The organism is Rhizobium sp. L51/94, from assembly GCF_019355555.1.
Classification (GTDB): Bacteria; Pseudomonadota; Alphaproteobacteria; order Rhizobiales; family Rhizobiaceae; genus Rhizobium; species Rhizobium rhododendri.
The window spans coordinates 2,559,499-2,585,878 of sequence record NZ_CP072141.1; the positions used below are offsets into that span (position 1 = coordinate 2,559,499).

26 protein-coding genes, 1 tRNA gene and 1 pseudogene are annotated in these 26,380 nt (G+C 60.8%); 11 read left to right on the forward strand and 17 right to left on the reverse strand.

Annotation, left to right across the window (positions count from 1 at the left end; genetic code table 11):
* The first annotated feature begins 80 nt into the window (after positions 1-80).
* Together J5274_RS12600 and gnd are read left to right on the forward strand one after the other, a co-directional pair.
* Positions 81-1,216 (forward strand): annotated as a pseudogene (locus J5274_RS12600) (citrate synthase family protein).
* 193 nt (positions 1,217-1,409) lie between these two features.
* Positions 1,410-2,438, forward strand: coding sequence for a phosphogluconate dehydrogenase (NAD(+)-dependent, decarboxylating) (gnd, locus tag J5274_RS12605; RefSeq protein WP_142822668.1), 1,029 nt, complete (start codon positions 1,410-1,412; stop codon positions 2,436-2,438).
* Positions 2,439-2,516: 78 nt separating this feature from the next.
* Here gnd and glp read toward each other — a convergent pair whose 3' ends face one another.
* Genes glp through J5274_RS12630 form a run of 5 tightly spaced genes read right to left on the reverse strand, consistent with a single transcriptional unit; the run spans position 2,517 to position 8,004 of the window.
* Entirely contained in the window at positions 2,517-3,743 is a 1,227-nt protein-coding gene (gene glp, locus J5274_RS12610) for a gephyrin-like molybdotransferase Glp (protein ID WP_142822669.1), read from the reverse strand.
* Entirely contained in the window at positions 3,740-4,240 is a 501-nt protein-coding gene (moaC, locus tag J5274_RS12615) for a cyclic pyranopterin monophosphate synthase MoaC (RefSeq protein WP_219274617.1), read from the reverse strand. Before moaC ends, glp begins: the two co-directional genes overlap by 4 nt.
* 1 nt (position 4,241) lies before the next feature.
* Positions 4,242-5,057, reverse strand: a complete 816-nt coding sequence (gene trpC / locus J5274_RS12620) for an indole-3-glycerol phosphate synthase TrpC (RefSeq protein ID WP_142822671.1) — start codon at positions 5,055-5,057, stop codon at positions 4,242-4,244.
* 16 nt (positions 5,058-5,073) lie between these two features.
* The gene (trpD, locus tag J5274_RS12625; protein ID WP_142822672.1) at positions 5,074-6,090 is read right to left on the reverse strand and encodes an anthranilate phosphoribosyltransferase; all 1,017 of its coding nucleotides are present in this window, start codon (positions 6,088-6,090) and stop codon (positions 5,074-5,076) included.
* 18 nt (positions 6,091-6,108) lie between these two features.
* Positions 6,109-8,004, reverse strand: a complete 1,896-nt coding sequence (locus tag J5274_RS12630; RefSeq protein WP_142822673.1) for a peptidylprolyl isomerase — start codon at positions 8,002-8,004, stop codon at positions 6,109-6,111.
* A gap of 166 nt (positions 8,005-8,170) precedes the next feature.
* Here J5274_RS12630 and J5274_RS12635 point away from each other — a divergent pair, with 166 nt between their 5' ends.
* The 3 genes from J5274_RS12635 (at position 8,171) to J5274_RS12645 (ending at position 11,585) form a co-directional block, all read left to right on the forward strand.
* Entirely contained in the window at positions 8,171-8,452 is a 282-nt protein-coding gene (locus J5274_RS12635; RefSeq protein ID WP_142822674.1) for a hypothetical protein, read from the forward strand.
* Between the two features lie 429 nt (positions 8,453-8,881).
* The gene (locus J5274_RS12640) at positions 8,882-10,051 is read left to right on the forward strand and encodes an HlyD family secretion protein (RefSeq protein ID WP_224127790.1); all 1,170 of its coding nucleotides are present in this window, start codon (positions 8,882-8,884) and stop codon (positions 10,049-10,051) included.
* Positions 10,044-11,585, forward strand: a complete 1,542-nt coding sequence (locus J5274_RS12645) for a DHA2 family efflux MFS transporter permease subunit (protein ID WP_142822676.1) — start codon at positions 10,044-10,046, stop codon at positions 11,583-11,585. Before J5274_RS12640 ends, J5274_RS12645 begins: the two co-directional genes overlap by 8 nt.
* Before the next feature lie 27 nt (positions 11,586-11,612).
* Here the strand turns inward: J5274_RS12645 and J5274_RS12650 are convergent, their stop codons facing one another.
* Positions 11,613-12,167, reverse strand: coding sequence for a DNA-3-methyladenine glycosylase (locus J5274_RS12650; protein ID WP_142822677.1), 555 nt, complete (start codon positions 12,165-12,167; stop codon positions 11,613-11,615).
* Positions 12,168-12,356: 189 nt separating this feature from the next.
* Between J5274_RS12650 and J5274_RS12655 the strand changes: the two genes are divergently transcribed.
* Together J5274_RS12655 and J5274_RS12660 are read left to right on the forward strand one after the other, a co-directional pair.
* Complete coding sequence (locus J5274_RS12655; RefSeq protein WP_111215685.1) at positions 12,357-12,605, forward strand: hypothetical protein; 249 nt, start codon at positions 12,357-12,359, stop codon at positions 12,603-12,605.
* Positions 12,606-12,742: 137 nt separating this feature from the next.
* Entirely contained in the window at positions 12,743-12,991 is a 249-nt protein-coding gene (locus J5274_RS12660) for a BON domain-containing protein (RefSeq protein WP_142822678.1), read from the forward strand.
* 44 nt (positions 12,992-13,035) lie between these two features.
* Here J5274_RS12660 and J5274_RS12665 read toward each other — a convergent pair whose 3' ends face one another.
* The 3 genes from J5274_RS12665 to J5274_RS12675 all read right to left on the reverse strand — a co-directional run bounded on the left by J5274_RS12665 (position 13,036) and on the right by J5274_RS12675 (position 14,032).
* Entirely contained in the window at positions 13,036-13,302 is a 267-nt protein-coding gene (locus tag J5274_RS12665; RefSeq protein WP_142822679.1) for a hypothetical protein, read from the reverse strand.
* Between the two features lie 20 nt (positions 13,303-13,322).
* A complete protein-coding gene (locus tag J5274_RS12670; protein ID WP_142822680.1) occupies positions 13,323-13,586 on the reverse strand; it encodes a hypothetical protein in 264 nt (87 codons plus the stop codon).
* Positions 13,587-13,738: 152 nt separating this feature from the next.
* A complete protein-coding gene (locus tag J5274_RS12675; protein ID WP_142822681.1) occupies positions 13,739-14,032 on the reverse strand; it encodes a DUF2934 domain-containing protein in 294 nt (97 codons plus the stop codon).
* A gap of 180 nt (positions 14,033-14,212) precedes the next feature.
* Between J5274_RS12675 and J5274_RS12680 the strand changes: the two genes are divergently transcribed.
* Positions 14,213-15,139: a DUF429 domain-containing protein gene (locus J5274_RS12680; protein ID WP_142822682.1), complete on the forward strand. Its 927-nt coding sequence runs from the start codon at positions 14,213-14,215 to the stop codon at positions 15,137-15,139.
* Between the two features lie 82 nt (positions 15,140-15,221).
* Here the strand turns inward: J5274_RS12680 and sfnG are convergent, their stop codons facing one another.
* The 5 genes from sfnG to xylF form a co-directional block, all read right to left on the reverse strand.
* Positions 15,222-16,325 carry a dimethylsulfone monooxygenase SfnG gene (gene sfnG / locus J5274_RS12685; RefSeq protein ID WP_219274618.1) on the reverse strand — a complete coding sequence of 368 codons (1,104 nt, stop codon included), beginning with the start codon at positions 16,323-16,325 and terminating at the stop codon, positions 15,222-15,224.
* Positions 16,326-16,851: 526 nt separating this feature from the next.
* Positions 16,852-16,928 (reverse strand) — tRNA-Arg (locus J5274_RS12690).
* A gap of 168 nt (positions 16,929-17,096) precedes the next feature.
* Complete coding sequence (locus J5274_RS12695; RefSeq protein ID WP_142822684.1) at positions 17,097-17,882, reverse strand: ATP-binding cassette domain-containing protein; 786 nt, start codon at positions 17,880-17,882, stop codon at positions 17,097-17,099.
* A gap of 14 nt (positions 17,883-17,896) precedes the next feature.
* Positions 17,897-19,210: a sugar ABC transporter permease gene (locus J5274_RS12700; protein ID WP_142822685.1), complete on the reverse strand. Its 1,314-nt coding sequence runs from the start codon at positions 19,208-19,210 to the stop codon at positions 17,897-17,899.
* Positions 19,211-19,472: 262 nt separating this feature from the next.
* On the reverse strand, positions 19,473-20,513 hold the full coding sequence (gene xylF, locus J5274_RS12705; RefSeq protein ID WP_142822686.1) for a D-xylose ABC transporter substrate-binding protein: 1,041 nt from the start codon (positions 20,511-20,513) through the stop codon (positions 19,473-19,475).
* 221 nt (positions 20,514-20,734) lie between these two features.
* On the opposite strand from xylF, the gene J5274_RS12710 reads away from it, so the two are divergent.
* Positions 20,735-21,973 (forward strand): ROK family protein, encoded by a 1,239-nt coding sequence (locus tag J5274_RS12710; protein WP_142822687.1) that lies wholly within the window; start codon positions 20,735-20,737, stop codon positions 21,971-21,973.
* A 63-nt stretch (positions 21,974-22,036) separates the two neighbouring features.
* On the opposite strand, the gene iolG is transcribed toward J5274_RS12710, so the two are convergent.
* Positions 22,037-23,029, reverse strand: a complete 993-nt coding sequence (iolG, locus tag J5274_RS12715; protein ID WP_142822688.1) for an inositol 2-dehydrogenase — start codon at positions 23,027-23,029, stop codon at positions 22,037-22,039.
* A gap of 155 nt (positions 23,030-23,184) precedes the next feature.
* Between iolG and J5274_RS12720 the strand changes: the two genes are divergently transcribed.
* Positions 23,185-23,421: a hypothetical protein gene (locus J5274_RS12720; protein WP_142822689.1), complete on the forward strand. Its 237-nt coding sequence runs from the start codon at positions 23,185-23,187 to the stop codon at positions 23,419-23,421.
* A gap of 18 nt (positions 23,422-23,439) precedes the next feature.
* Here J5274_RS12720 and J5274_RS12725 read toward each other — a convergent pair whose 3' ends face one another.
* Together J5274_RS12725 and J5274_RS12730 are read right to left on the reverse strand one after the other, a co-directional pair.
* Entirely contained in the window at positions 23,440-23,949 is a 510-nt protein-coding gene (locus J5274_RS12725; RefSeq protein WP_142828839.1) for a hypothetical protein, read from the reverse strand.
* A gap of 54 nt (positions 23,950-24,003) precedes the next feature.
* A complete protein-coding gene (locus tag J5274_RS12730) occupies positions 24,004-25,008 on the reverse strand; it encodes a LysR family transcriptional regulator (RefSeq protein ID WP_142822691.1) in 1,005 nt (334 codons plus the stop codon).
* 269 nt (positions 25,009-25,277) lie between these two features.
* On the opposite strand from J5274_RS12730, the gene chvE reads away from it, so the two are divergent.
* Positions 25,278-26,342 (forward strand): multiple monosaccharide ABC transporter substrate-binding protein, encoded by a 1,065-nt coding sequence (chvE, locus tag J5274_RS12735; RefSeq protein ID WP_142822692.1) that lies wholly within the window; start codon positions 25,278-25,280, stop codon positions 26,340-26,342.
* The last annotated feature ends 38 nt before the right edge of the window (positions 26,343-26,380 follow it).

Genomic DNA, 26,380 nt, shown 5'->3' on the forward strand with positions numbered 1-26,380 from the left:
TTCTCCTTTGACTATGCGAGAGGATCGGCGCCATTTGTATTGACGTCAATCTTGATGCTTTCGATCAATATGAGGATGCCATGTCGTGGCTGACTGCAGAGCAGGCGTTGCAACTGCTCGGAACGAAACAGCAGACCTTGTACGCCAATGTCAGCCGGGGTCGCATCCGTGCCAAGCCCGATCCGGCCGAGGGCCGCCGCAGCCTTTATTTTCGCGATGACGTGCTCCGGCTCGCCAACCGCCAGGCCGGTCGCCGCAAGAGCGAAACTGTTGCTGCCGAAGCAATCCAATGGGGTGATCCCATGCTGCCCTCGGCGGTCTCGACCGTTTCCGATGGCCGGCTGTTTTACAGGGGCAGGGATGCTGCAGCGCTGTCGGAGAATGCGACGCTTGAGGAAGTTGCAGCCCTGCTCTGGGATATGCGCCGTCCGCTGTCTTCCCTGGCGAAGCTCGACGGCTCGAAAGACGGCGCGACAATCGCATCGGCTTTGGTTGCACTGGCAGGTCGGGCGACGCGGGATCTACCGTCCATGGAGAGATCCCAGTCCGCGCTGCAGGCCGACGCGCAGAGCGTGCTTGCCACGGTCGCAAATGTGCTCGCTCCCTGGTCCGCCGACCAGCCCCTGCATAGACGTCTGGCGGAAAGCTGGGGCCGCCCTGCCGCAGCGTCGATCATTCGCTGCGCGTTGGTGCTGTTTGCCGATCACGAACTGAATGCCTCGACCTTTGCCGCCCGCGTCACAGCCTCGACAGGCTCCTCCCTGTCTACGGCGGTCCTGTCCGGGCTGGCGACGCGGGGCCGCTGCATGGCGGCGCCTGGCAGGCTGTGAGGGTACTCGTGGGCAACGCCGAGGAGCTCGGTGCCCACGAGGCGGTGAACCGTTATCTAGCTCAGGGGCGCAAGCTGCCGGCCTTCGGGCATCGCCTTTATCCGCACGGCGATATCAGGGCCACCACGCTGCTCCGACATTTCGAGCTCCCTACGGCCTTCGCCGACCTGCAGGCGGCAGCGGAGGAAATCGTCGGCGAACGCGTCAATGCCGACTTCGCCCTGACGGCGCTTGCCGTCGCCTACGACCTCCCGCGCGATGCGCCGATGATCATATTTGCGATGGCGCGGGCGGTAGGGTGGCTGGCACATGCGATCGAGCAGGCTTTGGGTGGGCGGCTTATCCGACCACGCGCTCGTTACATCGGCCCCACATTGGAGGCTTGAGCCTGCGCCCCAATGGCAGTAGGAAGATGTAATTCAAACGATTAGGGTTGCTCACGTATTCTTGATGTTTCGCAGCTACGCTTGCCTGCTAACCCTCGACGCCGTAATTTGCGAGCACTAAGGCCTGTCGCAAAATCACCCTATACACTTGACCGGAGCGACCGCTCCAAAACCGTCCCAAGGAGACGTGACTATGCAGATTGGTATGATTGGCCTCGGCCGCATGGGCAGCAACATGGTGCAGCGGCTGATGAAGAGCGGCCACACGGCCGTCGTCTTCGACGCGCGCGCCCAGAGCGTCGAGGACCTCAAGGGCATGGGCGCCACCGGCAGCTCCAGCCTTGAGGACTTTGTCGCCAAGCTGGATAAGCCACGCGCCATCTGGATGATGCTGCCGGCAGCCATCGTCGACAACGAACTGACCAAGCTGGTGCCGTTGCTCGAAGAGGGCGACATCATCATCGATGGCGGCAACTCCTATTATCATGACGACATTCGTCGTGCGGCGATGCTGAAGCAGAAGGGCATCCACTATGTCGACGTCGGCACCAGCGGCGGCGTGTTCGGCCTGCAGCGCGGCTATTGCCTGATGATCGGTGGCGAAACGCCGACCGTCCAGCATCTGTCGCCAATCTTTGCAACGCTCGCGCCCGGCATGGGCGACGTGAAGTCGTCCGCCCAGCGCAGCGAAGTCGCTGCTGCCAAAAGCACGGCCGAGCAGGGCTTCCTGCATTGCGGTCCGCATGGCGCCGGTCACTTCGTCAAGATGGTCCACAACGGCATCGAATATGGCCTGATGGCTGCCTACGCAGAGGGCTTCAACATCCTGCGCCATGCCAATATCGGCATGCAGCAGGCCGAGGCAGACGCCGAGACAGCGCCGATGTCCAACCCGGAATTCTACCAGTACAACCTCGACATCCCGGAAATCGCCGAAGTCTGGCGTCGCGGCAGCGTCATCACCTCCTGGCTACTCGATCTGACGGCAGATGCGCTGCACGAAGATCCCGCCCTGTCGCAGTATGCCGGACGCGTTTCGGACTCCGGCGAAGGCCGCTGGACGATTTCCGCGGCTATCGACGAAGGCGTTCCGACACCTGTCCTGAGTGCGGCCCTGTTCAGCCGCTTCTCTTCGCGCGGCAATGACGGCTTTGCCAACCAGGTGCTGTCAGCCATGCGCGCCGGCTTCGGCGGCCACCACGAAAAGCCGCCGGTCAAGTAAGCCTATCGGCGAGACACGATCTTCCATCGGGCGGCGCAAGCCGCCCGAAGTGATTCTAACGGTTGCTTGTTAAGGGCGTCAGCCCTGCAGGTCGGGCCGCAGCAGGAGGATGGGGCAGGGCATGCCGGCCGGCATTGCCGGTGCATTCGGCGGCCGGACGATCAGGCAATCCGCCTGCGCGAAGATCTTCATCATCGAGGAATCCTGCTTGTCGAAAGGCTCTGTAAGCCAGTTGCCATCGCTCGATTTGGAAAGCGTTGCGCGGACGTAGTCCTGACGCTGGTTGTTCGCGGCAAGCGGTGTCGCCGTCAGCGCTGTCGCGCCACGCTGGATCGGCGGAAGGCTGGCAAGCTTGCGGATCAGCGGCTCCAGGAACAGGATCCCACATACGAGACTCGACACCGGATTGCCGGGCAGGCCGAGGACATGGGTTGGCCCGAGACTGCCGACCATCAACGGCTTGCCCGGCCGCATGGCAATGCGCCAGAAGTCGAGCTGCATGCCCGCTGCGACAAGCGTCGCCTGCACAAGGTCATGGTCTCCTACGGAGGCCCCGCCGAGCGTCACGATGACGTCTGCACCGGCGTCGCGCGCACGTTCCACAGCCGCCGTGATTGCCGCGCTGTCATCCGGCGCAATGCCGAGGTCGAGGATATCGGCTCCGGCCTGACGGGCCAGCGCTGCGATACCAAAGGTGCTTGAGGCAAGGATCTGCGACGGGCCGGGGACTGAGCCGGGCGGCAGGAGTTCGTCGCCGGTGGCAAGGATCGCCACCAGCGGTCTGCGAAAGACGTCCAGCGTCGCATGGTTCATGGCTGCTGCCACCGTAAGCCGGGTGAAGTCCATGACGGTGCCGTGCGGCAGCACGATCTCGCCATCGACGAAATCCTGACCGCGTGGTCGCACATGCTGGCGGGCGCGTACCGGATAGGTCGAGCGGATGCTGCCATCCTCCGTCGTCTCGACATCCTCCTGCAGAAGCACGCTGTCGGCACCGTCTGGCAGAGGTGCGCCCGTGAAAATCCGAACTGCTTCTCCGTCGGCAACCGACCCATCGAAGGCATGGCCGGCGGCCGAGACGCCGATGACTTTCAAACTGCTATTCGGTCCAGAGAGATCGGCGTGCCGGATCGCGTATCCGTCCATCGCGGAGGCGTCGAAAGGCGGCTGGGTGAGGCGGGCGGGAAGGTCTCTCGCCAGTACACGGCCGGAGGCATCACTGAGGGTCACAGTCTCGTGCTCGGCGACAGGCCGCACCTTGTCCAGCAAGCGCGCCTGCGCTTCGGCAACAGGCAGCAAGCTCATGGGGATGGGCCTGCAAGCCGGAAGTCGCCGGATTTGCCGCCGGACTTTTCCTCGAGCCGGATGCCGCCGATTTCCATCAGCCGGTCGGCCGCCTTAGCCATGTCGTAGATAGTCAGGCAGGCAACGGAGACGGCGGTCAATGCTTCCATTTCGACGCCGGTGCGTCCCGTAAGCTTGGCAGTTACCGTCACACGCAATCCGGGCAGGCTGTCGTCGGGCGTGATCTCCACACCGATCTTCGTCAGCATGAGCGGATGACAAAGAGGAATCAGGCTCGATGTCTGCTTGGCGCCCATGATCCCTGCCAGGCGGGCCGTGCCGATGACGTCGCCCTTCTTGGCATTGCCCTCGAGGATCAGCCGTAGTGTCTCCGGCTGCATCTTAACATGGCCCGAAGCCGTGGCACTGCGCATGGTCTCCGCCTTGTTGCCGACATCGACCATGTGCGCTTCGCCGGACGCATCGATGTGCGTGAGGCTGCCGTGCTCTGCCGCCATGCTATTCGGCCGCCAGCGCGGCGGCTTCGCCTGTCAGGAGGGTTCGCGTTGCCGCTGCCACATCGTCCTTGCGCATAAGGCTTTCGCCGACCAGGAAGGTATCGATCCGGCATGCCTGCAGCCTGAGGCAGTCGGCGTGGGTGAAGATGCCGCTTTCGCCGACGATTATCCGATCCGCGGGCACCATTGGTGCCAGTCTTTCGCTGGTGGCAAGGCTGACCTCGAAAGTGCGCAGGTCGCGGTTGTTGATGCCGATCAGCGGCGACGACAGTTTCAGCGCACGCTCCATTTCCGGCTCGTTATGCACTTCCACCAGCACATCCATGCCGAGCCCGAAGGCTTCGTCCTGAAGGCGCTCCGCATCCTCGTCCGAAAGCGATGCCATGATGAGAAGGATGCAGTCGGCACCCCAGGCGCGAGCTTCCTGCACCTGGTAGGTCTCGAACATGAAATCCTTGCGCAAGGCGGGCAGGCTGCAGGCGGCGCGGGCAGCAGTCAGGAACGCCGGGGAGCCTTGGAAGCTAGGGGCATCGGTCAGCACGGAAAGACAGGCAGCTCCGCCCGCTTCGTAGGCCGCAGCCAATGCCGGCGGATCGAAGTCGGCACGGATCAGCCCCTTGGACGGGCTTGCCTTTTTGATTTCGGCGATGAGCCCGAACATGCCTGCCTCATGCTTTGCCACGAGTGCCCGGTGAAAGCCGCGCGGCGGGGTCTGGTCCGCTTGCATGGCCTTGAGGTCGGCAAGCGACACCGATGCCTTTGCGGCCTCGATTTCCTGCCGCTTGTAGATTTCGATCTTTTTGAGAATGTCGGTCATGGCGAGCGCCCTTCCTTCAGTCGCTGTCGTTGGAGACGGCAATCAGCCTGTCGAGAGCGGCAGCCGTAGCGCCACTGTCGAGCGATTTTGTGGCAAGCCGCATGCCGTCGATGACGGTCCCGGCCTTGCCGGCTACGACCAGCGATGCAGCGGCGTTGATCAGCGAGATATCGCGATAGGCATTTTTTTCGCCGGAGAGCACGGCACGCAAGGCTGCCGCATTGGCAACGCCGTCGCCGCCCTTGAGGTCGGCCAGAACAGCATGCTGCACGCCAAAATCGCCGGGGCCGAGTTCGAATGTCCTGATCTTGCCGTCTTCGAGTGCCGCGACCTGCGTCATCCCCGTCGTGGTGATCTCGTCGAGGCCGTCGCCATGGACGACCCACACGCTTTCAGCACCGAGATCGCGAAGCACTTCGGCAAGCGGCACCACCCATTGCGGCGCATAGACGCCGAGCAACTGACGGCGCGCGCCCGCAGGGTTCGACAGGGGGCCGAGAAGATTGAAGATCGTCCGGGTACCGAGTTCCACCCTGGACGGGCCGACATGGCGCATCGCCGAATGGTGCATCTGGGCGAACATAAAGCCGATGCCGGCGTCGCGGATGCAGCGGCCTATATGCTCCGGCGAGATGTCGAGCTTCACACCCAGCGCCGAAAGGCTGTCGGCAGCACCGGACTTGGAGCTCAGCGCGCGGTTGCCATGCTTTGCGACGGGAACGCCGCAACCTGCGACGATCAAGGCGGCGAGGGTGGAGATATTGTAGGTGCCGGTCCCGTCGCCGCCGGTGCCGACGATGTCGATGGCATCGGCCGGAGCTTCCACAGGCAGCATCTTGGCGCGCATCGTGGTGACGGCGCCGACGATCTCGTCGACGGTCTCGCCTTTCATCCGCAGCGCCATCAGGAAGCCGCCGATCTGCGACGGCGTCGCTTCGCCGGACATCAGGATCTCGAAGGCCTGCCGCGCCTCGTCGCGCGTCAGACTTTCATGGCCGGCGACTTTGGCAAGCAGTGGCTTCAGATCGGCCATCGAGGTCGGTTCCCTAGCTTAGCGCTGCACGGCCTGAGCCGCGGCCTCGCGGTTTACGGTCACGCCGTATTTCGTCTGCAACTCGGCAACCATCTGGTCGAGGATATCGTCACCAGCAGCGTCTGCAATCCTGGAAATCTGCTGGTCCTGGTTGGCAAGGACATCCGTGGCTGGCGGCGTCGTGTTGACGTCGGTTACCTTCAGCAGGATCTGCGTCGTGTCGTCGCCGCCGATGGCGCTGGCAACCGTATCGACAGGTCCGGAGAATGCTGCCGACACACCGGCGCGGCCAAGGACGCTGTCGTCCATGTTGCGCGTCACGTTGGTCTTGTTCTCGACGGCAATGCCAAGCGGCGCGGCAATATCGGCGAGCGACTTGCCCTTCTTGGCCTCATCCTTCAGGGCGGTGGCCTTAGCGGCGAGGGCGACCTTCTGCTGTTCCGCTGTCCAGTCGGCAGCGGCCTTGTCATGCACCTCGGCAAGCGGACGATCGTGCTCAGGGGTCACGTCCAGTACGTCGAACCAGACATAGCCATCGCTGCCGATGGGAACGGGAAGTGCCTGGACGCCGACATCGGTCTTGAAGGCTTCTGCGAGCAGCTTCTGGCGCTCGGGAATATCTTTGACCTCATTCCCAGCCTTGTCGAGGCCGGTGGCGTCGACGGAATCGACCGTCACTGGCTTCAGTTTCAGTTGCTGAGCTGCCTCGACCAGTGTCGCGCCGGAGCCGCGTGCATCTTCGAATTTGTCGTGCAGGTCTGCGATCTGAGAAGACGCTGCGGCAATTGCCATCTGCTTGCGCAGGTCTTCCTTGACGTCCTCGAACGACTTGGCGCTTTCCACCTTGATGTTGGTGACGCGCAGGATCACCGGTCCGAACGATCCCTCGATGACGCCTGTCGTGCCGCCGTCCTTGGTGACAGCGAAAGCCGGTTCCGCAATGGCTGAATCCGGAACGCTCGCCTTGTTAAATGTGCCGAGCATGACGTCGCTGGCGGTCTTGCCCTGGTCGGTTACGAGCTGGTCGAAGGTCGTGCCGGTTTTAAGGGCGACGGAAGCCGCGTCCGCCAGGTCCTTGTTGGCAAAGCTCAGCTGTTCGATCGTCCGGGTCGCCGGCGTCGTGAAGCTTTCCTTGCGCTTTTCGAATTCGGCGCGCACCGCATCGTCGGTGATGGCGGCGGTATCGGCAATGTCGGCTGCCTGCAGCTTCACGTAGGAGAGTTTGCGATACTCCGGCGCACGATACCGCGACTTTACGCCTTCGAACCACTTCGCCAGCACGTCGTCAGCCGGTGCCTTGACCGGATCGATGTTCGCATTGGTGAGGATCAGGTAGTCGATGCTGCGGCTTTCGTCGTGGAATTCCTTCAGGCCGGCAACCAGCGTTTGCGGTGCCTTGAAGCCGTTGGATATGGAATCGACGATCTGGCCGCGAACTGCGACCTTGCTGCGCTCATTGATATAGTCATCCTGGCTGATACCAGCATTGGCGAGGCGGCTGGTGAACAGCCCGCGGTCGAATTGACCTGTGTTCGACTTGAATGCCGGGTCTTCGCCGATCAGTTTGGCGAGCCGGTCCTGCGACAGGCCGAGGTTCATGTCGGCTGCCAACTGGTCCAGCGAGGCGCCAGCGACGAGCTGGGAGTTGGTCTGCTGTTCAAGCCCGAAGGCGCGGGCCTGCTCCGGCGACAGCTGCGTTCCGAACTGCTGGCTCAGCGCCGAGAGCTGGCGTCGATAGGCGAGGCGGTATTCCGCGGCGCCGATCTGCTGGTCCCCGACGGTAATCACGGTCGATCCGGTGCTTCCGCCGATCAAGGACCGCGACACGCCCCAGATCCCGAAGGATGCCACTAGCAACAGCATCAGGCCCTTGGCGACCCAGGTGCGGGCCAATTCTCTCAGCAGTTCAAACATCGGAATGCTAACCTCAATATGGAACGGCCTCGCAAATCAGGCGAAGCATTGGCTGTTCCTTAGAGCAATCCGCACGGGAATTGAAGAGCATCCGCCGAAATCGCAAAATGCGCGGAACCAATGCCGATACTCGGCGTTTATCGGGCACAAACAAAGGAGCTGAAAAATGGCTGAACTGAAAACCGCTTCCATCCAATCCGCAGCAGCACGTGTCGAAACTGAAGCAGCAGCGCAGGATCTTTCCGCGCAGATCACTGCCCTCAAGGAAGATCTGGCAAAGCTGTCTGAAAGCGTTGTGGCGATCAGCCAGGGTGCCAAGACGGTTGTGACGGAAGAGGCCGCTCTGGTAACCTCTCGCGTCCGTGACAAGGTTCGCGAAGAGCCGCTTTTCGCGCTCGCCGTGACCGCAGGTGTCGCCTACGTCGTCGGCCTTCTCAGCCGCCGCTAATACCTTAAAATCTGAACTAACAGGAAAGCCGGCGGTCATCGCCGGCTTTCTTGCGTTTGTGGCTTTGTATACAGCTAGAGCGATATAGAACGTTTGACTTATTATGTATTAGGGTATAGTAAGCATGCTAACGAATAGCAGGCTTTATGCCCATGACGATTTTCTCTTTCCACGCTTTATCCGAAGGCGTTACAGCGCGCCGCCAAGTGTGCGAGCCGGCTGTCGTCCTGAATTCCTGCTCCCACAAGCTCCCTGGTCATAACAGACCGTCGGCGAGGGGCCGTCGCGCGCATTTCCCGCTCGTCCCGACATTCTTCACAAATTCTCGCCCCAACCAAGTTGACAGCTGCCGGTTGGCGCTGTGCCAGCAAGAGACCTCCCATGGCTGAACGACTACCTCTTCCCAGATCCGCCAAATCCGAAAAGACCATGCGTGTCGTCACGACGGACGAGATCGCCGAGGGACCCTCCGGCAATCCGACCGCGGCGCCGACCGCAGTCGTCCCGCCTGCGGCAGTGCCCTCAGCACCGCGCAAACGTCGTGGTGCAACGCGGCTGATCCTGTTCGCGGCGCTCCCCATCGTCTTGGTCATCGGCGGCTATTTCTACGTCACCGGCGGGCAGGTCATGTCCACCGACAACGCCTATATCGGCGCCGACATGGTCGGGGTTTCCACCGATGTCAGCGGCTTCGTCGCTGCCATCGAGGTGCATGAAAATGAACAGGTGAAGAAGGGCCAGGTGCTGTTCAGACTGAAGCCCGATTCCTTCCAGATTGCGCTGGAGGGTGCCAAGGCACAGCTCGGCGTTGCCCGCAACCAGATCCTGAACCTGCAGGCCAGCTACCAGCAGACCCTGGCGGAGATTGCCCAGGCCGAGGCGGACCTGCCGTTTTACCAGACCTCGTTCGATCGCCAGCAGAGCCTGATCAACAGCTCCGCAGCCTCCAAGGCCGCCTTTGATTCGGCCAAGCACGACCTCGACGCCGCCAAGCAGAAAGTAGCGGTCGCCAAAGCCCAGGCCGCCACAACGCTGGCTCAGATCGGCGGTGACCTTAACCAGCCGCTCGAGCAGAACCCCACCTATCTGCAGGCCAAAGCCGCCGTCGACGACGCGCAGCGCCAGCTCGACGACACCGTGGTTCGGGCGTCCTTCGATGGCACCGTGACCAATGTCGACAGCCTCCAAGTTGGTGGCTACCTCGCGGCTGCCCAGCAAGGCTTTTCACTGGTGTCGTCGAACGACATGTGGATCGCCGCCAGCCCGAAGGAAACCGAACTCACCTACGTCAAGCCGGGCCAGAAAGTCTCCATCTCCGTCGATTCCTATCCGGGCACGGTCTGGACGGGCACTGTCGCCAGCATCAGTCCCGCCTCGGGCTCCAGCTTTTCGTTGCTGCCGGCGCAAAACACCACCGGCAACTGGGTTAAGGTGGTCCAGCGCATCCCGATGCGGGTGAACATCGACGATGCCGCCGGCAAACCGCCGCTTCGGGTCGGCATGAGCACGGAAGTGGACGTCGACACGGGCCACGCTCGTGGCTTGCCGGATTTTGTCGCAAAACTGCTGGGCCGTTCCGATGGCAAGGGTCATGAGTAACCCATCCGACGGCGCCGCGCCCGTCATCGCCAACCGCGGCGCAATCACCGCCTGTGTCATTCTCGCGGTCATCATGCAGGCGCTGGATACGACGATCGCCAATGTGGCATTGCCGTATATCCAGGGCAGTGTCGCAGCCAGTTCCGACCAGATCAACTGGGTGCTGACCTCCTACATCGTCGCTGCCGCCATCATGACGCCGCCATCGGGCTTCCTGTCCGCCAAGTTCGGCCGCAAGCGTGTGCTGCTGACGGCAATCGCCGGCTTCGTGGCCGCCTCTGTGCTCTGTGGCTTTGCCCAGTCTCTGGTGCAGATTGTTGGCTTCCGCCTGTTGCAAGGTCTTTTCGGCGCGGCTCTCGTGCCGTTGTCGCAGGGTATCCTGCTGGACATCTACTCCGTCGAGGAGCGCGGCAAGGCCATGGCGCTGTTTGGTGTCTCGGTGATGGTTGGTCCGGTGCTCGGCCCCGTCATCGGCGGCTGGCTGACAGACCATATTAGCTGGCGCTGGGTGTTCTACATCAACGTGCCGATCGGCCTTGTCGCCTTTATGGGCATCGTCGTCTTCGTCAAAGAGACGAAGGTCGACGCGCTGGCTAAGCTCGACGTTTTCGGCTTCAGCATGCTGAGCCTCGGCATAGCTTCGTTGCAGCTCTTCCTCGACAGGGGCGAGCAACTGGACTGGTTTTCATCCGGCGAGATCATCGTCGAAGCGCTGGTCTGCTTCTGCGCCTTCTACCTGTTCGTGGTCCACACATTCACCACAGAGAAATCCTTCGTCAACCCGCGTCTCTTTCTCGATCAGAATTTTTCCGTCAGCATGTTTTTCATCTTTATCGTCGGTGTCACTTATCTGGCATCGCTGGCGCTGATGACGCCCTATTTGCAGACCCTGATGGGCTATCCTGTCGTCACGGCGGGCATCGTCATGGGACCGCGTGGCCTCGGCACCATGGTCTGCATGTTTCTTGTCGGGCGCCTCATCGGCAAGGTGGATACGCGCTGGCTCTTGCTGCTGGGGCTCGGCCTCACGGCCTGGGCGATGTACGAGATGACCGGCTGGACACCCGATGTCTCGCAAACGACGATCATCGTTGTCGGCTTTGTCCAAGGCGCCGGTTTGGGCTTCCTGTTCGTACCGCTGACCACCGTCGCATTCGCGACCCTGCCGGCGCACATGCGCGGCGAGGGGACAGGGCTGTACAATCTATCGCGCAATATCGGCTCCAGCGTCGGCATCTCCATCGTCTCGGCGCTGATCATCCGCAATACCCAGAGCAACCACGAATCGATTGCTGCCTACGTGACGCCGTTCAACCACGCGTTCGACGCACCAGCCGCCCAGGGCCTAAGCCCGCTGACCGCGATTGGCCGCGCCAGCTTGGACAATATCGTTACCCTGCAGGCGACGATCATCGCCTATATCGACGACTTCAAGCTGCTGATGCTGATGTCGCTGTTTGCCATGCCGCTGGTCATCCTGCTGCGCAAGCCGGCTGCACCGCCGAAGGTCGACCACAGCATTGCCATGGAATAGCAAATGCCGGAGCCTGCCGATGCGGCATCAGCCAAATTTACGGCTGACAAAGCGCGATCCTGCCGCTCCGAACCGCCAGGCAGCCGCGACATTGCGCGTGATGCCGATCCGCGGCCCCGAAACGATGTCCATCGCAGGACCCGCAGTCAGTGTGAACGGCGGCTGGTCCAGAGGCAGCCCGTTGTGTGCGAGTTCGATGCCCAGCGCCTGGCTGAGCTTGCCGGGACCGCTGCACAGTTGCGCAAGATTATCCGTGCCGCGTCGCGCTGCCATCCTGTCGAGACCGGTGTTCGGTTCCAGCGCACGGATCAGCACCGCGCTACCGGGCAGGCAGACGAAGTTGATGCACCAGTGAATTCCGTAGGAGCGGTAGACATAGGCATGCCCGGCAGGGCCGAACATCACGGCGTTGCGCAATCCCGGACCGCGGAAGCTGTGGGAGGCTTCGTCGTCCAGCCGATAAGCCTCCGTTTCGACTATCAAGCCGCCGACGCCGTCGGCGCAAAATTGCCAGCCGATGAGATCGCGCGCGACCTCCACGACATCCCGCCCGAAAAAGGCAGCCAGGCTGTTGCTGAGCATAAGACACAAACCTTTGATCGATGGAGGTCACCCTGCAACTGCAGACGTTGAGCACGTGCGTGTATAGTAACCCGGTCCAATCGAAGTCAACGAACCCCGGGCCCGGCGACCTCAGGTTCAACTTGCCGAGTTGCTGCTCAAACTGGGAACATATTAGCGTTTTGCGTCTTTCCACGCAGGAGGCTGCGGATGGCTAAGTTCTATTTCAACATAAGCGATAACGAGGGCTTTTCCGCCGGTGACGCGCCCTTCGAATATCCGACGCTGACTGCGGCCATCGACCAGGCTAAGAGCGTGCTGGCAGAGATGGCGATCGATGGGATCCCAGAGGGCAACGGCCGTCGCCTCTCCGTGGAAGTCGCCAATGACCGCCGCCAGCCCGTTGTCCGGTTCACGATTGTGCTGATGGTCGACTATTCGCCCAGCGATAGCGCCTGACGGGTTTTGCGGGCGTAGACATTGCAGCCCGATATGACAATCGATGACGCTCTGACATCAAAATTGTGAATATGAACGCACGATGAACAAAATTGGCGTTCATACGTTACAACTGATAGAAAAAGGAGCGTGTCGCCATGTTCATGTCTATTCTTCCAACGAGCGGTTTTGTCGGCGCCCAGATGGCTGGCCTTTGTGCAGCAGTTTCCTCAGCCTTGGCCTACGCATCCGGCCTTGACGGAGCCCGTATTGAAGTCACCCAGGATCGAGGTGTCATCTATCTCGACGGCTCCGCACCGAGCCTTACGGCACTAGAAGCCGCAGTCAACGTAGCGCGCGAGATCGCCGGCAATTCCGTCTGCAACCGCATCGAGCCAGCCTACTGAGCCTTACCACCGGCGACAGGCTCCTGATATTCGCGTAGACCGATCTACGGCCGCTTGGCCGCATCCTTGTCAACGACCTCGAAGATTGCCCTCAGCCGATCCAGGTCGTTGGCCTTCAGCGTTTCCACATCCCCGGTCGGATTGAGTGGCTTGAACCATTCGATCGCCTCCCGCAGCACTGTCGCGTAGGGCTCGCGGTATTCGCTCAGCCCTAGCACCCATTCTCGGACGGTTTCGCGCTCCATACGGGACGCGGCATAGCGAGCATGGACGGTCTTGGCGGAACTGATGAGGTCGTCGACGTTTTTCATGGGCACTCCTCGGCTGACCGTCAATGGACCGGCGGGTCCTGGTCGTCAAGGAAAGTCCGTATTCCCTCGCGCTCTATAGTCGCCAGGAATTCATCGAAGGCATCGCGGTCGGTGGAGAAACCCTCTTCCCACATGGTTCGTCCATCCGCAGCATCGGTCACCTCCATCTTCCAGTCGAGCGTGGTGCCAGCTGCACGGAATATGTCAACGCGCACCGTGGTGCCGCCTTCCGAAAACTCACCGGAAAGCTCCGAGTGCTCAATTCCATCTTCGTTCCGAATCATCCGATCTTATCCTCCAGCTTTTCGCTTCCTAACATGCACGAAAGGCGAATTCTCGACGGTTGGGTATCGACAAAAGAAGAGCCCGATGCGCTGGGCGCATCGGGCTCTGATAGTTCATAACGGCCGCCTCTTATTCAGCACCTTGTGCAAAATTAGGGCTGTTCGCGGGTGCCGTTTGCATTGGTGCGCTGATCGTCGTCCTCCAGATCCGTTGAGACCATATACGTGTCCGAATGCTCGCGGGCCGCCTCGCGCATGGCGCGCGGGCTGGCGAGATCGTCACCTTCGATGGTCTCGGAATCGGCCTTGCCGCCAGTTCCGGCCTCAGCGTCGTAGTCGCGCTCTGCTTCAGCCCAGTGCTCCGAGTGAGCGCCGTCCGGCTGTCCGTTGCGTTCCCAGATTGCGTGTGCGCGGCGTTGGATTTCTGTTTCGCGGTTATCACTCATCATCATTCTCCCGTTGATGCATATAAAACATGCACGGCGTCAAAGCGTTCCAAAGAAACGGAAGTGTGAATATATACGGTACGGATAAAGCGGTGTTTGCAGGCGAAACGCAACATCAAAGTTCTGCGCTAAAACTATCGCCTGTATACCCAGCGAGCACGTCAAAAAAGGATAAATGGCATGGCACTCGAGGTCTGCGCGCATTGCGACTGGAGCAAGCACAGCGGAAAGCGCTGGATGTCGGCCGCCATTCGGGCGGATGGCAAATGGATTGTCGCGGCTCCGGAGCTTGTCGGCGATACCGCCACCTTGTTTCAGAGACTGGCAGGACGTTCCCACCAGTCCGGCTCGCTGCTGGTAGGGTTCGACTTCCCGATTGGGCTTCCGAAAGCCTACGCCGCAGATGCCGGTATTGCCTCGTTTCGCGAGGCGATCGCACAGTTCGGGAAGGGCGATTGGTCCGATTGGTATGACGTCGCCGATCAGCGCCACCAGATATCCCATCGACGGCCGTTCTACCCGATGCGGCCAGGCGGAACGGAGAGAGCCCATCTCTACGACGGACTCGGCATCCTAAGGAGCGATGACTTGTTGCGAGAATGCGAACGGGCGACGCCCTACAGGCCAGCCGGCTGCTCATTATTCTGGACACTGGGCGGCAATCAGGTTGGCAAGGGTGCGATATCGGGATGGCAGGAGATCATTGCGGCGGCGCTCGACGAAGTTGGCATCTGGCCATTCGATGGAACGCTCGCAGAGCTTACCTCCTCCAGGTCTGTGGTGATCTGCGAGACCTACCCGGCCGACGTATACAGCATGCTTGGAATTGGGAAAAAGTGGGGAAGCAAGAGGCGTCGGGAGGATCGACGGCGCGTCGGTCCCGGCATTCTGGAGTGGGCGAAAGCGCGTCAGGATATCGACACGACGGCAATCGTCGACTGCCTGCGTGACGGCTTCGGAGACGACGGCTCCGGAGACGATCGCTTCGATGCGGTTGTCGGGCTGCTCGGAATGCTCGAAGTCGTCACCGGCCGCCGCCCGGAAGGCTCACCGGACAGCGATAGCGTAACGCAGGTCGAAGGCTGGATACTCGGACATCTTCGTTGACAGTTGCAGGCGCAGGGTTGGCAGGTGCGGATCGCTAAAGATCCGCACCGGTTTCCTGGTCGATCTCGCTTGTTGACGCTGCCTATTCGGCGGCGACGGCGGTGGTGGATGCTGCCGCTTCGATCTCGCGGACAAGCGGGATCACATGGCGGCCGAAATACTCGACCTCTTCCTGGAAATGCAGAAAACCCAGCAGGATGAGATCGGCACCGGCGCGCTTCAGATCGACGATTCGCTCGGCAACCTGCCGTGGCGTACCGATCAGGTTTGAGCGAAAGCCGTCATTATACTGGACGAGGTCCTCGAACGTCGATTTCGCCCAGTTGCCCTCGCCCTCGGGGGAGGCCTTGCCGGCATTCTTGACCTCATGGGCGAAAGCCTTGACGGCGTCGATGTTGGCCTTGTCGATGATCTCGGCAAGCACTGCCTTCGCCTCTTCCTCCGTCTCGCGGACGATGGCAAACGCATTAACGCCGACGCGAACGGAATGGCCATTGGCCGTCGCTTTCGTCTGGATATCGTCGAACTGCTTGCCGATTTCCTCCGGCGTATTGCCGTTGGTGAAATACCAGTCGGAGACACGCGCGGCCATGTCGCGCGCTGCCCGAGACGAACCGCCCTGAAAGATTTCCGGCTGCGGGTCGAGTGGTTTCGGCTTCAGCGAATAGTCGTTGAAACGATAGAAGTCGCCGCGGAAAGTGAACTTGTCCTCGGTCCAGATGCCGCGCAGTGCGCGAATGAATTCTTCCGAACGGCGATAACGCTCGTCGTGGTCGAGCCAGTGCTCGCCGATGGCATGAAACTCTCCGCGAAACCAGCCGCTGACGACATTGACCGCGACGCGACCGTTGGTCAGGTGGTTGATCGTGGCGATCTCCTTGGCCGCAAGCGCCGGGTTCCAAGGCCCCGGCAGCAATGCTGCAATGACCTTCAACGTCGTCGTTGCCGCGAGCAGGGCATGACTGAATGCCACGGATTCATGCTGGAATTCCGCGCCGTATCCGGCCGTGAAGCGGATCTGGCTCAGCCCATATTCAAAGCCCGCCGCTTCCGCGATCTGCGCCAGCTTCCTGTTATAATCGATCGTCCAGGACGTTCGTTGTTCGATATCGGACGTCACCAGCCCACCCGAGACATTCGGCACCCAATAAGCAAATTTGACAGGGTCGGAGTTGTGAAAAGTCATCGCATTATCCTCCTTCATGCAAATCAGGCTCGGGCGCGTCGCGAAGAGTGTGGTGGACGGAACGCAACAGTCAAAAAGTCCACCGATTGAGGCCTTCATAATCTACCAAATCGATAGAACTTGAAGGACGCCGAATGCCAATAAACCACGACTTCAGAGAAAAATGCCCGGCTCGCATCGTGCTCAAGGAGAATATCAATCTCGCATCCGTCAGGCGCCACTCGGATGATCGACAGTGCGAACTGCGGTCACTGATATCGCGCCGCCTCCGCCCGCATATTCCGAAGCGGCCTTGTGAGGCACGCAAAGCTTGGTGATCAAGCTAAGGGCGACTGCGGTAAAATCTGGACGATCTCGTGCGTGAGGACAAGCGATTCCGGGGGCACGCAACTAACGATTCGCAAGTTTGAAGCGTGCAACTATAAGACTATTGCAACGTCTCGATATCGCAGCAAAAGGAAGACCAAGGCTGCAGGAGATGAGGCGTTAGCTTGTTTTACAAGGTGGAGACCGACAAATTAGGAGATGGCGCACCCGACAGGATTCGAACCTGTGACCTTTGGAATCGGAATCCAACACTCTATCCAGCTGAGCTACGGGTGCATGCCGAGGGCGGGGCTTACCGCCTGTCCGATGGCAGGTTCATAGCCCAGGTCGCGTCAGGCATCAATGCGGAAAATGCGGAAAAGCTGTCAACGACGCCAACAGTTTTCCGCAAAAGAAAAGGCCGCGAAGTTTTGGTTCGCGGCCTTATGCTTTCAAGCGTGGCGATTACGCCGTCTTCATGGCGCCGGGGCCTGGAGTGGCCTTGGGCGGCACCTTGCCGAGGATGATCATGCCGAGCACCTCGTCCTTGGTGACATCCTCTGTACGGGCATGGCCCACCACCTGGCCGTTCTTCATGACGGAGACGCGGTCGGCGAGATCGAAGACATCGTGGATGTCGTGGCTGATGAGGAAGATACCGATGCCTTCCTTTTTCAGTTGCTTGATCAGTTCGCCCACCTGCGCCGTCTCTTGCGGGCCAAGGGCCGCCGTCGGCTCGTCCATGATGAGGATGCGCGCGTTGAAGAGGATAGCCCGCGCGATCGCCACCGACTGCCGCTGGCCACCGGAGAGCGCCTTGACCGGTTCCTTGAAGCGCTTGAAGTTGGGGTTCAGCCGGCCCATCACCTCGCGCGCCGAGGCCTCCATCGCCACGTCGTCGAGCGTGCCCCAGCGGGTCTGCAACTCGCGACCCAGATAGAGATTGGCGGCCGCATCGACATTGTCGGCGACCGCGAGCGTCTGGTAGATCGTCTCGATGCCGAATTTCTTGGCGTCGCGGGGCGTGCGGATGTCGACGGTCTCGCCGTTGATCAGGATGTCGCCGCTGTCGCGCTTGTAGGCGCCGGACAGGATCTTGATCAGCGTCGACTTGCCGGCGCCGTTGTGGCCGAGGAGGGCGACGACCTCGCCGGGGTAGAGATCGATCGAGGCGTTGTCGACCGCGTGTATGCCGCCGAAGGAAATGGAAATGTTCTTCAGTTCCACAAGCGGAGTGTTGTGATCCGTCATAGCTGGAATTCCTCTTACTTGGCCCGCGAGCGATAGACGGTGTCGAGCCAGACGGCGATCACCAGCACGACGCCGACGACGACGTTCTGGATGGGGGTATCGACATTGGCGAGCCCCATGCCCGACTGCAGCGACTGCATGACGAGGGCGCCGAGCATGGCGCCGGCCACCGTGCCGGTACCGCCGGCGAGCGACGTGCCGCCGATGACGGCCGCAGCGATGGTGTAGAGCTCATAGGTCGTGCCCTGCGAGTTGGCGGCGGCATTCAGCCGGGCGGTCGAGATCGCGGCGGCGACGGCGGCGAGAAAGCCCATTAGCGTGAATATCTTCACCGTGACCCAGCGCGTCTTGATGCCGGCGAGTTCGGCTGCTTCCGGATTGCCGCCGATGGCAAACACATAGCGACCGAAACGTAGCCGCGTGGCGATGAACGTCATGATGATCCCGGCGGCGACGGCAATCAGGACGGGGACTGCAATACCGTAGGGGATATCGAGGCCGCCGTCAGGCCAGGCGATGCCGTGGTCGTTGGCGTATTTCTTGGCGATACCGACCGGCCAGTAATAGATGGTGAAGACATAGATCGTGCCCAGCACCATGGCCGAGCCGAGGATGGCGAGGAAATATTCGGCCCAGACGGGGCGCCTGGGAAAGTTGAAGCGCTTGCGTTGGCGCCGCGAGCCGGCGATGCCGACGACGATCATCAGGCAGGCGACGATGCCGATGACCCAGCTCCAGGTGGCGCCGATGGAGCCTTCCGCGCCGCCGCCCATGATCCGGAAAGTGGCATCGAGAGGCGCCACGGTCTGGCCTGACGTGACATACCAGGCAAGCCCGCGCCAGGCGAGAAAGCCGCCGAGCGTGACGATGAACGAGGGAACGCCGAGGAAGGCGATGATGATACCCTGCAGGAGCCCGATCAGGGCGCCGGCAGCCAGTCCGCATATCAGCGCGATGACCCATGTCCAGTGGCTGTCAAAGCCGAGATAGGTCGGCAGCCATTTTGCCTGGACGACACCCATGATCATGGCGACGAAGCCGAGCAGGGAGCCGACGGAAAGGTCGATATTGCGGGTGACGATGACCAGAACCATGCCGGTCGCCAGGACGGCGATCTCGCAGGTCTGGACAGAGAGGTTCCAGAGGTTGCGCGGGGTTAGGAACAGGTGCCCGGTATAGAGGTCGAAGCCGACCCAGATGATCAGCAGGGCGCCGACCATGCCGAGCATGCGGGTATCGATCTCGGTGGCACGCAGGAAGCGCGTGAGCGCATTGGTCTCCGTGGCGCGCGCACCGCCCGATGTTGTGGACTGGGTCATGTCGGCCATTGCTCTGCCGTTCTCCACTGTTGAGCGCAGACCGTCGACACTTTGCGTTTCACTGGCATAAGTCTGGCGCTGTTCTCGAATATGCGTCCCCGGCCGATGGATGGACAATCTCTCGGCATAGGTGCCGGCACGCGCGGTGACGACCTCAGTGACGCAAGCGTTGCGGCAGTGGCCATAGCGTCCTTGCAGACATGGCCACGCCGGTGGCGATCGGCGCCGCACCGGATATCGGGCGGCGCCTCACTTGCAATTGGGTCAGCGGTTACTTGCAGGCAGCAACGGCACCGGCCTTGACGCCCTGGCAGGCTTCGGCCTTGGAAATCCAGCCAGCGTCGATGACGACGTTGAGGTTATCCTTGGTGATGGCGACAGGCGTCAGGAAGACCGACTGCATTTCGACATGCTTCGGACCACCGTTGAAGCTCTGGACGCCCTTGATTTCGGTCATTTTCTTGCCCCCGGCGAGATCGAGAGCGATTTCAGCGGCGCGCTTGCCGAGTTCGCGGGAGTCTTTCCAGACGGAAACGGTCTGGGTGCCGAGCGCGATGCGGTTGAGGGCCGCCTTGTCGGCATCCTGGCCGGATACAGGCACGGAACCGGCAAGGCCTTGTGCGTCGAGCGCAGCAACGGCGCCGCCTGCAGTGCCGTCGTTGGAGGCAACGACCGCGTCAACCTTGTTGTTGTTGGCGGTCAGGATCTGCTCCATGTTGCGCTGTGCATTCTGCGGCAGCCAGCCATCGGTATAGGCTTCGCCGACATTCTTGATCTTGCCGGCATCCATGGCAGCCTTGAGGACTTCCTTCTGGCCTGCAAACAGGAAGTCTGCGTTCGGATCGGAAGAAGAGCCCTTGATGAAGACGTAATTGCCTTCAGGCTTGACCTTCAACACGTCGCGGGCCTGCATGCGGCCGACTTCCTTGTTGTCGAAGGTGATGTAGAAAGCAGCCGGATTTTCGATGAGTCGGTCGTAGCCGACCACTGGAATACCCTCGTCTGCGGCTTTCTCGATTGCCGGGCCGATGGCGTCGCTGTCCTGGGCAAGCACGATCAACGCCGTGGCACCCTGCGAAATCAGCGATTCGACGTCGGTCAACTGCTTGGAAGCAGAAGACTGGGCATCTGCCGAAATGTACTTGGCGCCCGCTGCGGCCAGTGCCTTCTTGATTGCGGCTTCGTCGGTCTTCCAGCGTTCTTCCTGAAAGTTCGACCAGGAAACGCCGACGACGAGATCCTTGGCGAAGGCGGTCGTCTGCATCGTCAAAACTAGGGCTGCGCCAGCGGCGAGCCTAACAAAAGTTTTCATAATACCCTCCCGAGTGAAGCGCGACCGCACGCACCTCTAGAGCTCCCGCCCGGCCGCCGCGAATGTGCTGTCGAAAAAACTCCTTTTTTCTCGACAGTCGAGAAATTAAGTGTCAGAGAATTTTAAGGCTGTCAACACTGCACGACAGGGTTTTGTCGGTAACGAAAATCCAACCGCAGGTTCGTCAGGCGCCGCGGACAGGCAGAGGGGAGAGACACCTGATGCAAGGCAAGTCCAGTGCCGAGTGGGTGCGCCGGCGCAACAGCGTCATGGTGCTCAGGGCACTGCGCCGCCACGGGCCGCTGGCTCACACGGAGCTCTCGGATCACACGACCTTGTCGTCCGGCACGATCTCGGCAATCACCGCCGATCTCGAGCGTGCCCAGATCATCGTCAAGACCGAGCAGCAGCTGGCTGGCGGCCGCGGCCGGCCGCGCGTGGCCTTTGCCCAGCGCCGCGACTGCGGCTATCTGGTGGTGCTCATCATCTCGTCGGATGCGGTTCAATATTCGTTGGTGGATTATGCCGGCACCTTGCTCGATCGATTTTCCGAAGGCCGGTCGCAGGACGGAACGGGCATTGCCCGATTCGTCGAATCCATAAGGGCAGGGTTATCCAGAATTGTCGCCCGCTCGAAGATTGCGCCGCAGGACGTGCTCGTCATCTCGATCAGCAGCAAGGGCCTGGTAGACGGTCTTGAGCCGGTGCTGCGCTGGTCGCCAATCTTCGGGGAGGAACAGATCGACTTTGCCGCAGTTCTCGGAAACGATTGGCCGGCGAAGATCATTCTCGGTAACGAGACGCTGCTGGTGGCCGATGCCGCCGGACAGCGCGAGGAGCAGGGCCGGGGTTTCGAGACGCTGGCAGCCCTGTCGCTTGGCCACAGCATCGGGCTCGGCATCGTCAGGCGCACCGCCAATGGCGACCGCGAGGTCGCGGCACCTAATTTCGGCCATATGCTGCATGAGCCGAATGGCGGCCTCTGTCGCTGCGGGTCGCGCGGCTGCATCGAGGCCTATGCGGGTTTCTACGCCATCCTGCGCAATGCCTTTGCCGTGCCGCTCGACACCATTCCGGCCAAGTTCGTACCGGTCGCCGAACTCGACAAGATCGCAGCCAGCGCCCGGCAGGGAAATCGTCGCAACCGCTTTGCCTTTCACCAGGCAGGCCTGGTGCTCGGCAATGGCCTGTCGCGGGTGCTCAGCCTTTACGAGCAGATGCCTATCGTGCTGACGGGTCCGGGAACGCGATACGTCGATCTATTGCAGGAGGGTATGGAGGAGGGTTTGCGGCAGTCGCAGATCGTTCGCATGGGAGGCCTGCCGGAAATGAGGATCATGGCAGACGAACAGGCGCTGGTCTTCGAGGGCCATCTGCGCCGGGCGCTGGATGCGATAGACGGCGACATCGTTGCATTGCGGGCGATTGCCGATGTCGAGATCAAGGATCGGGCGGGGTAGGCACCCCAATATATCGACGCCGGATAGTGGCCCGGCGTCGATCGATAGCTTGAGCGGATAATCTCAGGCGACGGAAATCAATTTGCCTTCCTTGACCGAGCGCACTGCCGCGTCGGCAAGTTTCAGCGCGGCGAGGCCATCGGCGCCGGACGGGCTGATGTCGGTGCCTTTCTCGACGGCGCTGATGAAGGCGGCAATCTCGTTGGCATAGGCTTCCGTATAGCGCGTCATGAAGAAATCATGCAGCGGCGGACGGGTATATCCGTCGCCATTGGCGACCTCGATGGAGAAGGGGCGCTGGTTTTCAGCGGCTACCATACCCTTCGAGCCGTGGATTTCGATGCGCTGGTCGTAGCCGTATGTAGCACGGCGCGAATTCGAGATCATCGCCTGCTTGCCGGACGCCGTCTGCAGCAGCACCGACACGCTGTCGTAATCTCCGGCGACGCCAATTGCCTTGTCGATCAACACTGCGGCCGTGGCGCTGACGGACACCGGCTCTTCGCCGAGCAGGAACCGCGCCATGTCGAAATCATGAATGGTCATGTCGCGAAAAATGCCGCCAGAGCGCTTGATGTAGTCGACGGGCGGCGCACCGGGATCGCGGGAGGTGATCGTCACCATCTCGACGTCGCCGATCTTTCCATCGTCGATCGCCTTGCGCACGGCCATGAAATGCGGATCGAAGCGGCGATTGAAGCCGACCATAAGCTTTCCCTTGGTCTTTGCGACGACGTCGATGCACGCCTCGACCCGGGCGGTATCGAGGTCGATCGGCTTCTCGCAGAAGACAGCCTTGCCAGCGCGGGCAAAACGTTCGATCAGGTCTGCGTGTGTATCTGTCGGGGTGCAGATGACCACTGCGTCGATATCTGCTGACGATTCGATCGTGTCGATGGTGCGAACCTCGCAGCCATAGGCCGAAGCTATCGCATTGGCTGCGGCCGCAAAGGGATCGGCTACCGCTACCAGTTTCGCATCACCGTTGGCGCTGACTGCCTTGGCGTGAACCTTGCCGATACGGCCGGCGCCGAGCAGGCCAAATCTTACCGTCATTTTCCATCCTCCCAGATTCGGAACAAATAAACCGTCTTGGTCTCATTCTGGAATTTTCATTCCATCTTCCTGTGCCGTCGTCAAGCGCCCGGGGTTTCACAATCGCGAAATTCAGCTTATGGACGGTGCCGAACAAACAAGCGGACAACAGCCTCATGAAAATGATCGACCCGAGCCATCGATTCTACCGCCCAATCTACGTGCGCATCGGCATCGTCGCCCTGTGCCTTGGGTGGGCAATCATCGAGGCAACCTTCGGTGAGCCGATCTGGAGCATGGCCATCGGTGCCGTAGGTGCCTATGCTGCGTGGGTTCTGCTGTTGAACTATACGCCCACGCCGGAAGAAATCGCACCGCCGCCGCCGCGTGACGATGCAGGTCCAGAAGCCTGATCTGTCTGAAAGCCTAATCTATTTGAAAAGTCTGGCGCGGATCTCGATGCGGCGCAGTGCCTCGTCGATCAGCAGGTTGGCGATTTTCATGCGCGTCGTCGCCTGTTCCTTGAACAGCGGGTTGACGCTGTCGGGATGGTTGGCCTTGGCAAAACTGCGGCGCTTGTCGTTGAGCGTCTGCAGCGTGTCCGCAGCCGAAATTCCAAGTTCCGCAGCAACCTCCTGCGGCAGGATACGCGCCAGGTGGACCGGCATCACCGGTGCGGCGCATTCCTCCGGCTCTATGTCTTGCGTTGCAGTGGACGGCGCCTCAGGCGCGAGCGGTTCTCGTTCGGGCCCGAGGTTGTCGAGATAGGCCTGGTCAGGTCGCGCCTCGGATACGGACACGCCATCCCGCACATCAGCCGCGAAGCTGGAATTCAGGCCTTGAATTCGGTGCGCCGAAGCCGGCTGAGCGAAAACTGCTTCTTCATCCTCGGCGTCGAGACGGTCGAGAACGGATTGAAATATGGATTGTCCAAACAGCATGATGTCTCCCAATCCGTAAAGCCTACGACGCGAAAGTGGTGTCTGGCTGGTCGGTCAGATTGCAGCGCGCCGGCTTTCCTGCAGGATCATGTCATAGAGCAGCAGGGCGCTGGGTGGCAGGGCACGCTCGCGCGCCGTGATGAGGCTGTAGGGCTTCACATCTATGGCGAAATCGATCGGCAGGATGCAGGCCTCGCCTGCGTGAGAACTCTGGCCGCAGATGAAATCGGCCATGTCGAGAGCGATCGGCGAAATCGCATCTGTCTTGCAGACGACGGCAAGGGTCAGGACCACCGACGACGTGTTGACGATATTCTCCGGCAACGCCACGCCGGCGGAGATGAAGATATCCTCGAGCCTGCGGCGCAGCAGCGTACCCGGCGGCTGGAACACCCAGTCCTGGCCGGTGAGATCCGCAAGCCCGACGACGCCCTTTTTGAGCAATGGATGCCCCTTGCGTACAATCAGGCAGGCCTTCTCGATGCCGATCTGGTGGGCGGTGAACAGCCGCGGGTTCAGTTCGTCCGGAATGCGGCTGATGATGAAGTCGTGGCGTGCTGCCAGCAATTCGCGGGCGAGAACGTTGCTGTTGTCGACCTGGATATTGATTTCGATGCCGGGATAGGCCTCTGTCACCCGCTGTATCGCCGGGACCACCAGACTGATGGCCGGAGCTGCCACCGCACCGAGATGCACGGACCCACCCTTGCCGGTACGCAACTCGGCAATCTCGCGGCTGGCCTCCCGCAGTTCCAGCAGGATCTTGCGGGCCCGCTTGGCAAGCGCCAGGCCGAACGGCGTCAGTTCCACGCCACGGGCAACGCGCTGGTAGAGAGATGTCTTGGCGATCGCTTCCATCTCCGACAACATGCGCGAAGCTGCAGGTTGAGAGATATTCATGGATTCGGCTGCGGCGGATATCTGTCCGTGATCCTCGATCATGACAATCATCCGCAGATGATTCATCTTCAATCCGTTGCGCAGGAGGCTGTCGTCACGAAAATTATCTGTGTGAATTTCTATACCATCACGAGAATAATCGTTGTGTATGTTCTCCATGGTGGCATTTTTCCTGCTTACGGGGCCAAAAAGTAGTACTTTTTACCATTATACCAAAATCATCATATTGTACGCCAGTTATTCTATTTGACAGTTATACGAATTGATTCCAGTTTGCCGCCGTGCTGGGAGCAGCATGACACGTGTGGGATCGTGGAGGAGACGTACTTCGTATTGATATTGAAGTAATATCCAATCAACGGAACCTGCCACAGTTTCGGGGTGGGCGCTTTTGCGTACGCCAAATTTTTAAAAAACGGGAGAGAGCAATGAAATCCATTATCTCATTGATGGCCGCAGCGGCCTTCGGTGTTGCAACATTTGTCATGCCAGCCATGGCTGCCGACAAGGGTCTGGTTGGTATCGCTATGCCAACGAAGTCTTCGGCGCGCTGGATCGATGACGGCAACAACATCGTCAAGCAGCTTCAGGCTGCTGGTTTCACGACCGACCTGCAGTATGCTGACGACGATATTCCTAACCAGCTTTCGCAGATCGAGAACATGGTCACCAAGGGTGCCAAGGTTCTCGTCGTCGCTTCGATCGACGGCACGACCCTGTCGGACGTTCTGCAGAAGGCCCATGACGCCGGTATCAAGGTTATCGCCTATGACCGCCTGATCCGCGACTCGGCCAACGTCGACTACTACGCTACCTTCGACAACTTCCAGGTCGGCGTTCTCCAGGCTGGCACCATCGTTGACGGCCTCGGCCTCAAGGACGGCAAGGGCCCGTTCAACATCGAGCTCTTCGGCGGTTCGCCGGACGACAACAACGCCTTCTTCTTCTATGATGGCGCAATGTCGGTTCTTCAGCCTTACATCGACAGCGGCAAGCTCGTCGTGAAGTCCGGTCAGGTTGGCATGGACAAGGTCGGTACGCTGCGTTGGGATCCGGCAACGGCCCAGGCCCGCATGGATAACCTCCTGTCGGCCTACTACACCGACGCTCACGTCGACGCAGTCCTGTCGCCTTACGACGGCCTGTCGATCGGCATCATCTCGTCGCTCAAGGGCGTCGGCTACGGCTCGGGCACCCTCAAGCTGCCAATCGTCAGCGGCCAGGATTGCGAAATTCCTTCGATCAAGTCGATCATTGCTGGCGAACAGTATTCTTCGATCTTCAAGGACACCCGCGACCTCGCCAAGGTCACCGTTGCCATGGTCACCGCAGTTGCTACCGGCGGCACACCTGAAGTCAACGATACCAAGACCTACGACAACGGCGTCAAGGTCGTTCCTTCCTACCTGCTGAAGCCAGTCGTCGTCACCAAGGACACCTACCAGAAGGTCCTGATCGACAGCGGCTACTACAAGGCTGAACAGCTTAAGTAAGCAATGAAAACCACCGGAACCCGCAGATTGCGGGTTCC

What these genes read in the sequence shown, in the direction of transcription:
- gnd (WP_142822668.1), top strand. Translation starts at nt 1,410, where the DNA reads ATGCAGATTGGTATGATTGGCCTCGGCCGCATGGGCAGCAACATGGTG.
- glp (WP_142822669.1), bottom strand. Translation starts at nt 3,743, where the DNA reads ATGAGCTTGCTGCCTGTTGCCGAAGCGCAGGCGCGCTTGCTGGACAAG.
- moaC (WP_219274617.1), bottom strand. Translation starts at nt 4,240, where the DNA reads ATGGCGGCAGAGCACGGCAGCCTCACGCACATCGATGCGTCCGGCGAA.
- trpC (WP_142822671.1), bottom strand. Translation starts at nt 5,057, where the DNA reads ATGACCGACATTCTCAAAAAGATCGAAATCTACAAGCGGCAGGAAATC.
- trpD (WP_142822672.1), bottom strand. Translation starts at nt 6,090, where the DNA reads ATGGCCGATCTGAAGCCACTGCTTGCCAAAGTCGCCGGCCATGAAAGT.
- J5274_RS12630 (WP_142822673.1), bottom strand. Translation starts at nt 8,004, where the DNA reads ATGTTTGAACTGCTGAGAGAATTGGCCCGCACCTGGGTCGCCAAGGGC.
- J5274_RS12635 (WP_142822674.1), top strand. Translation starts at nt 8,171, where the DNA reads ATGGCTGAACTGAAAACCGCTTCCATCCAATCCGCAGCAGCACGTGTC.
- J5274_RS12640 (WP_224127790.1), top strand. Translation starts at nt 8,882, where the DNA reads ATGCGTGTCGTCACGACGGACGAGATCGCCGAGGGACCCTCCGGCAAT.
- J5274_RS12645 (WP_142822676.1), top strand. Translation starts at nt 10,044, where the DNA reads ATGAGTAACCCATCCGACGGCGCCGCGCCCGTCATCGCCAACCGCGGC.
- J5274_RS12650 (WP_142822677.1), bottom strand. Translation starts at nt 12,167, where the DNA reads ATGCTCAGCAACAGCCTGGCTGCCTTTTTCGGGCGGGATGTCGTGGAG.
- J5274_RS12655 (WP_111215685.1), top strand. Translation starts at nt 12,357, where the DNA reads ATGGCTAAGTTCTATTTCAACATAAGCGATAACGAGGGCTTTTCCGCC.
- J5274_RS12660 (WP_142822678.1), top strand. Translation starts at nt 12,743, where the DNA reads ATGTTCATGTCTATTCTTCCAACGAGCGGTTTTGTCGGCGCCCAGATG.
- J5274_RS12665 (WP_142822679.1), bottom strand. Translation starts at nt 13,302, where the DNA reads ATGAAAAACGTCGACGACCTCATCAGTTCCGCCAAGACCGTCCATGCT.
- J5274_RS12670 (WP_142822680.1), bottom strand. Translation starts at nt 13,586, where the DNA reads ATGATTCGGAACGAAGATGGAATTGAGCACTCGGAGCTTTCCGGTGAG.
- J5274_RS12675 (WP_142822681.1), bottom strand. Translation starts at nt 14,032, where the DNA reads ATGAGTGATAACCGCGAAACAGAAATCCAACGCCGCGCACACGCAATC.
- J5274_RS12680 (WP_142822682.1), top strand. Translation starts at nt 14,213, where the DNA reads ATGGCACTCGAGGTCTGCGCGCATTGCGACTGGAGCAAGCACAGCGGA.
- sfnG (WP_219274618.1), bottom strand. Translation starts at nt 16,325, where the DNA reads ATGACTTTTCACAACTCCGACCCTGTCAAATTTGCTTATTGGGTGCCG.
- J5274_RS12695 (WP_142822684.1), bottom strand. Translation starts at nt 17,882, where the DNA reads ATGACGGATCACAACACTCCGCTTGTGGAACTGAAGAACATTTCCATT.
- J5274_RS12700 (WP_142822685.1), bottom strand. Translation starts at nt 19,210, where the DNA reads ATGGCCGACATGACCCAGTCCACAACATCGGGCGGTGCGCGCGCCACG.
- xylF (WP_142822686.1), bottom strand. Translation starts at nt 20,513, where the DNA reads ATGAAAACTTTTGTTAGGCTCGCCGCTGGCGCAGCCCTAGTTTTGACG.
- J5274_RS12710 (WP_142822687.1), top strand. Translation starts at nt 20,735, where the DNA reads ATGCAAGGCAAGTCCAGTGCCGAGTGGGTGCGCCGGCGCAACAGCGTC.
- iolG (WP_142822688.1), bottom strand. Translation starts at nt 23,029, where the DNA reads ATGACGGTAAGATTTGGCCTGCTCGGCGCCGGCCGTATCGGCAAGGTT.
- J5274_RS12720 (WP_142822689.1), top strand. Translation starts at nt 23,185, where the DNA reads ATGAAAATGATCGACCCGAGCCATCGATTCTACCGCCCAATCTACGTG.
- J5274_RS12725 (WP_142828839.1), bottom strand. Translation starts at nt 23,949, where the DNA reads ATGCTGTTTGGACAATCCATATTTCAATCCGTTCTCGACCGTCTCGAC.
- J5274_RS12730 (WP_142822691.1), bottom strand. Translation starts at nt 25,008, where the DNA reads ATGGAGAACATACACAACGATTATTCTCGTGATGGTATAGAAATTCAC.
- chvE (WP_142822692.1), top strand. Translation starts at nt 25,278, where the DNA reads ATGAAATCCATTATCTCATTGATGGCCGCAGCGGCCTTCGGTGTTGCA.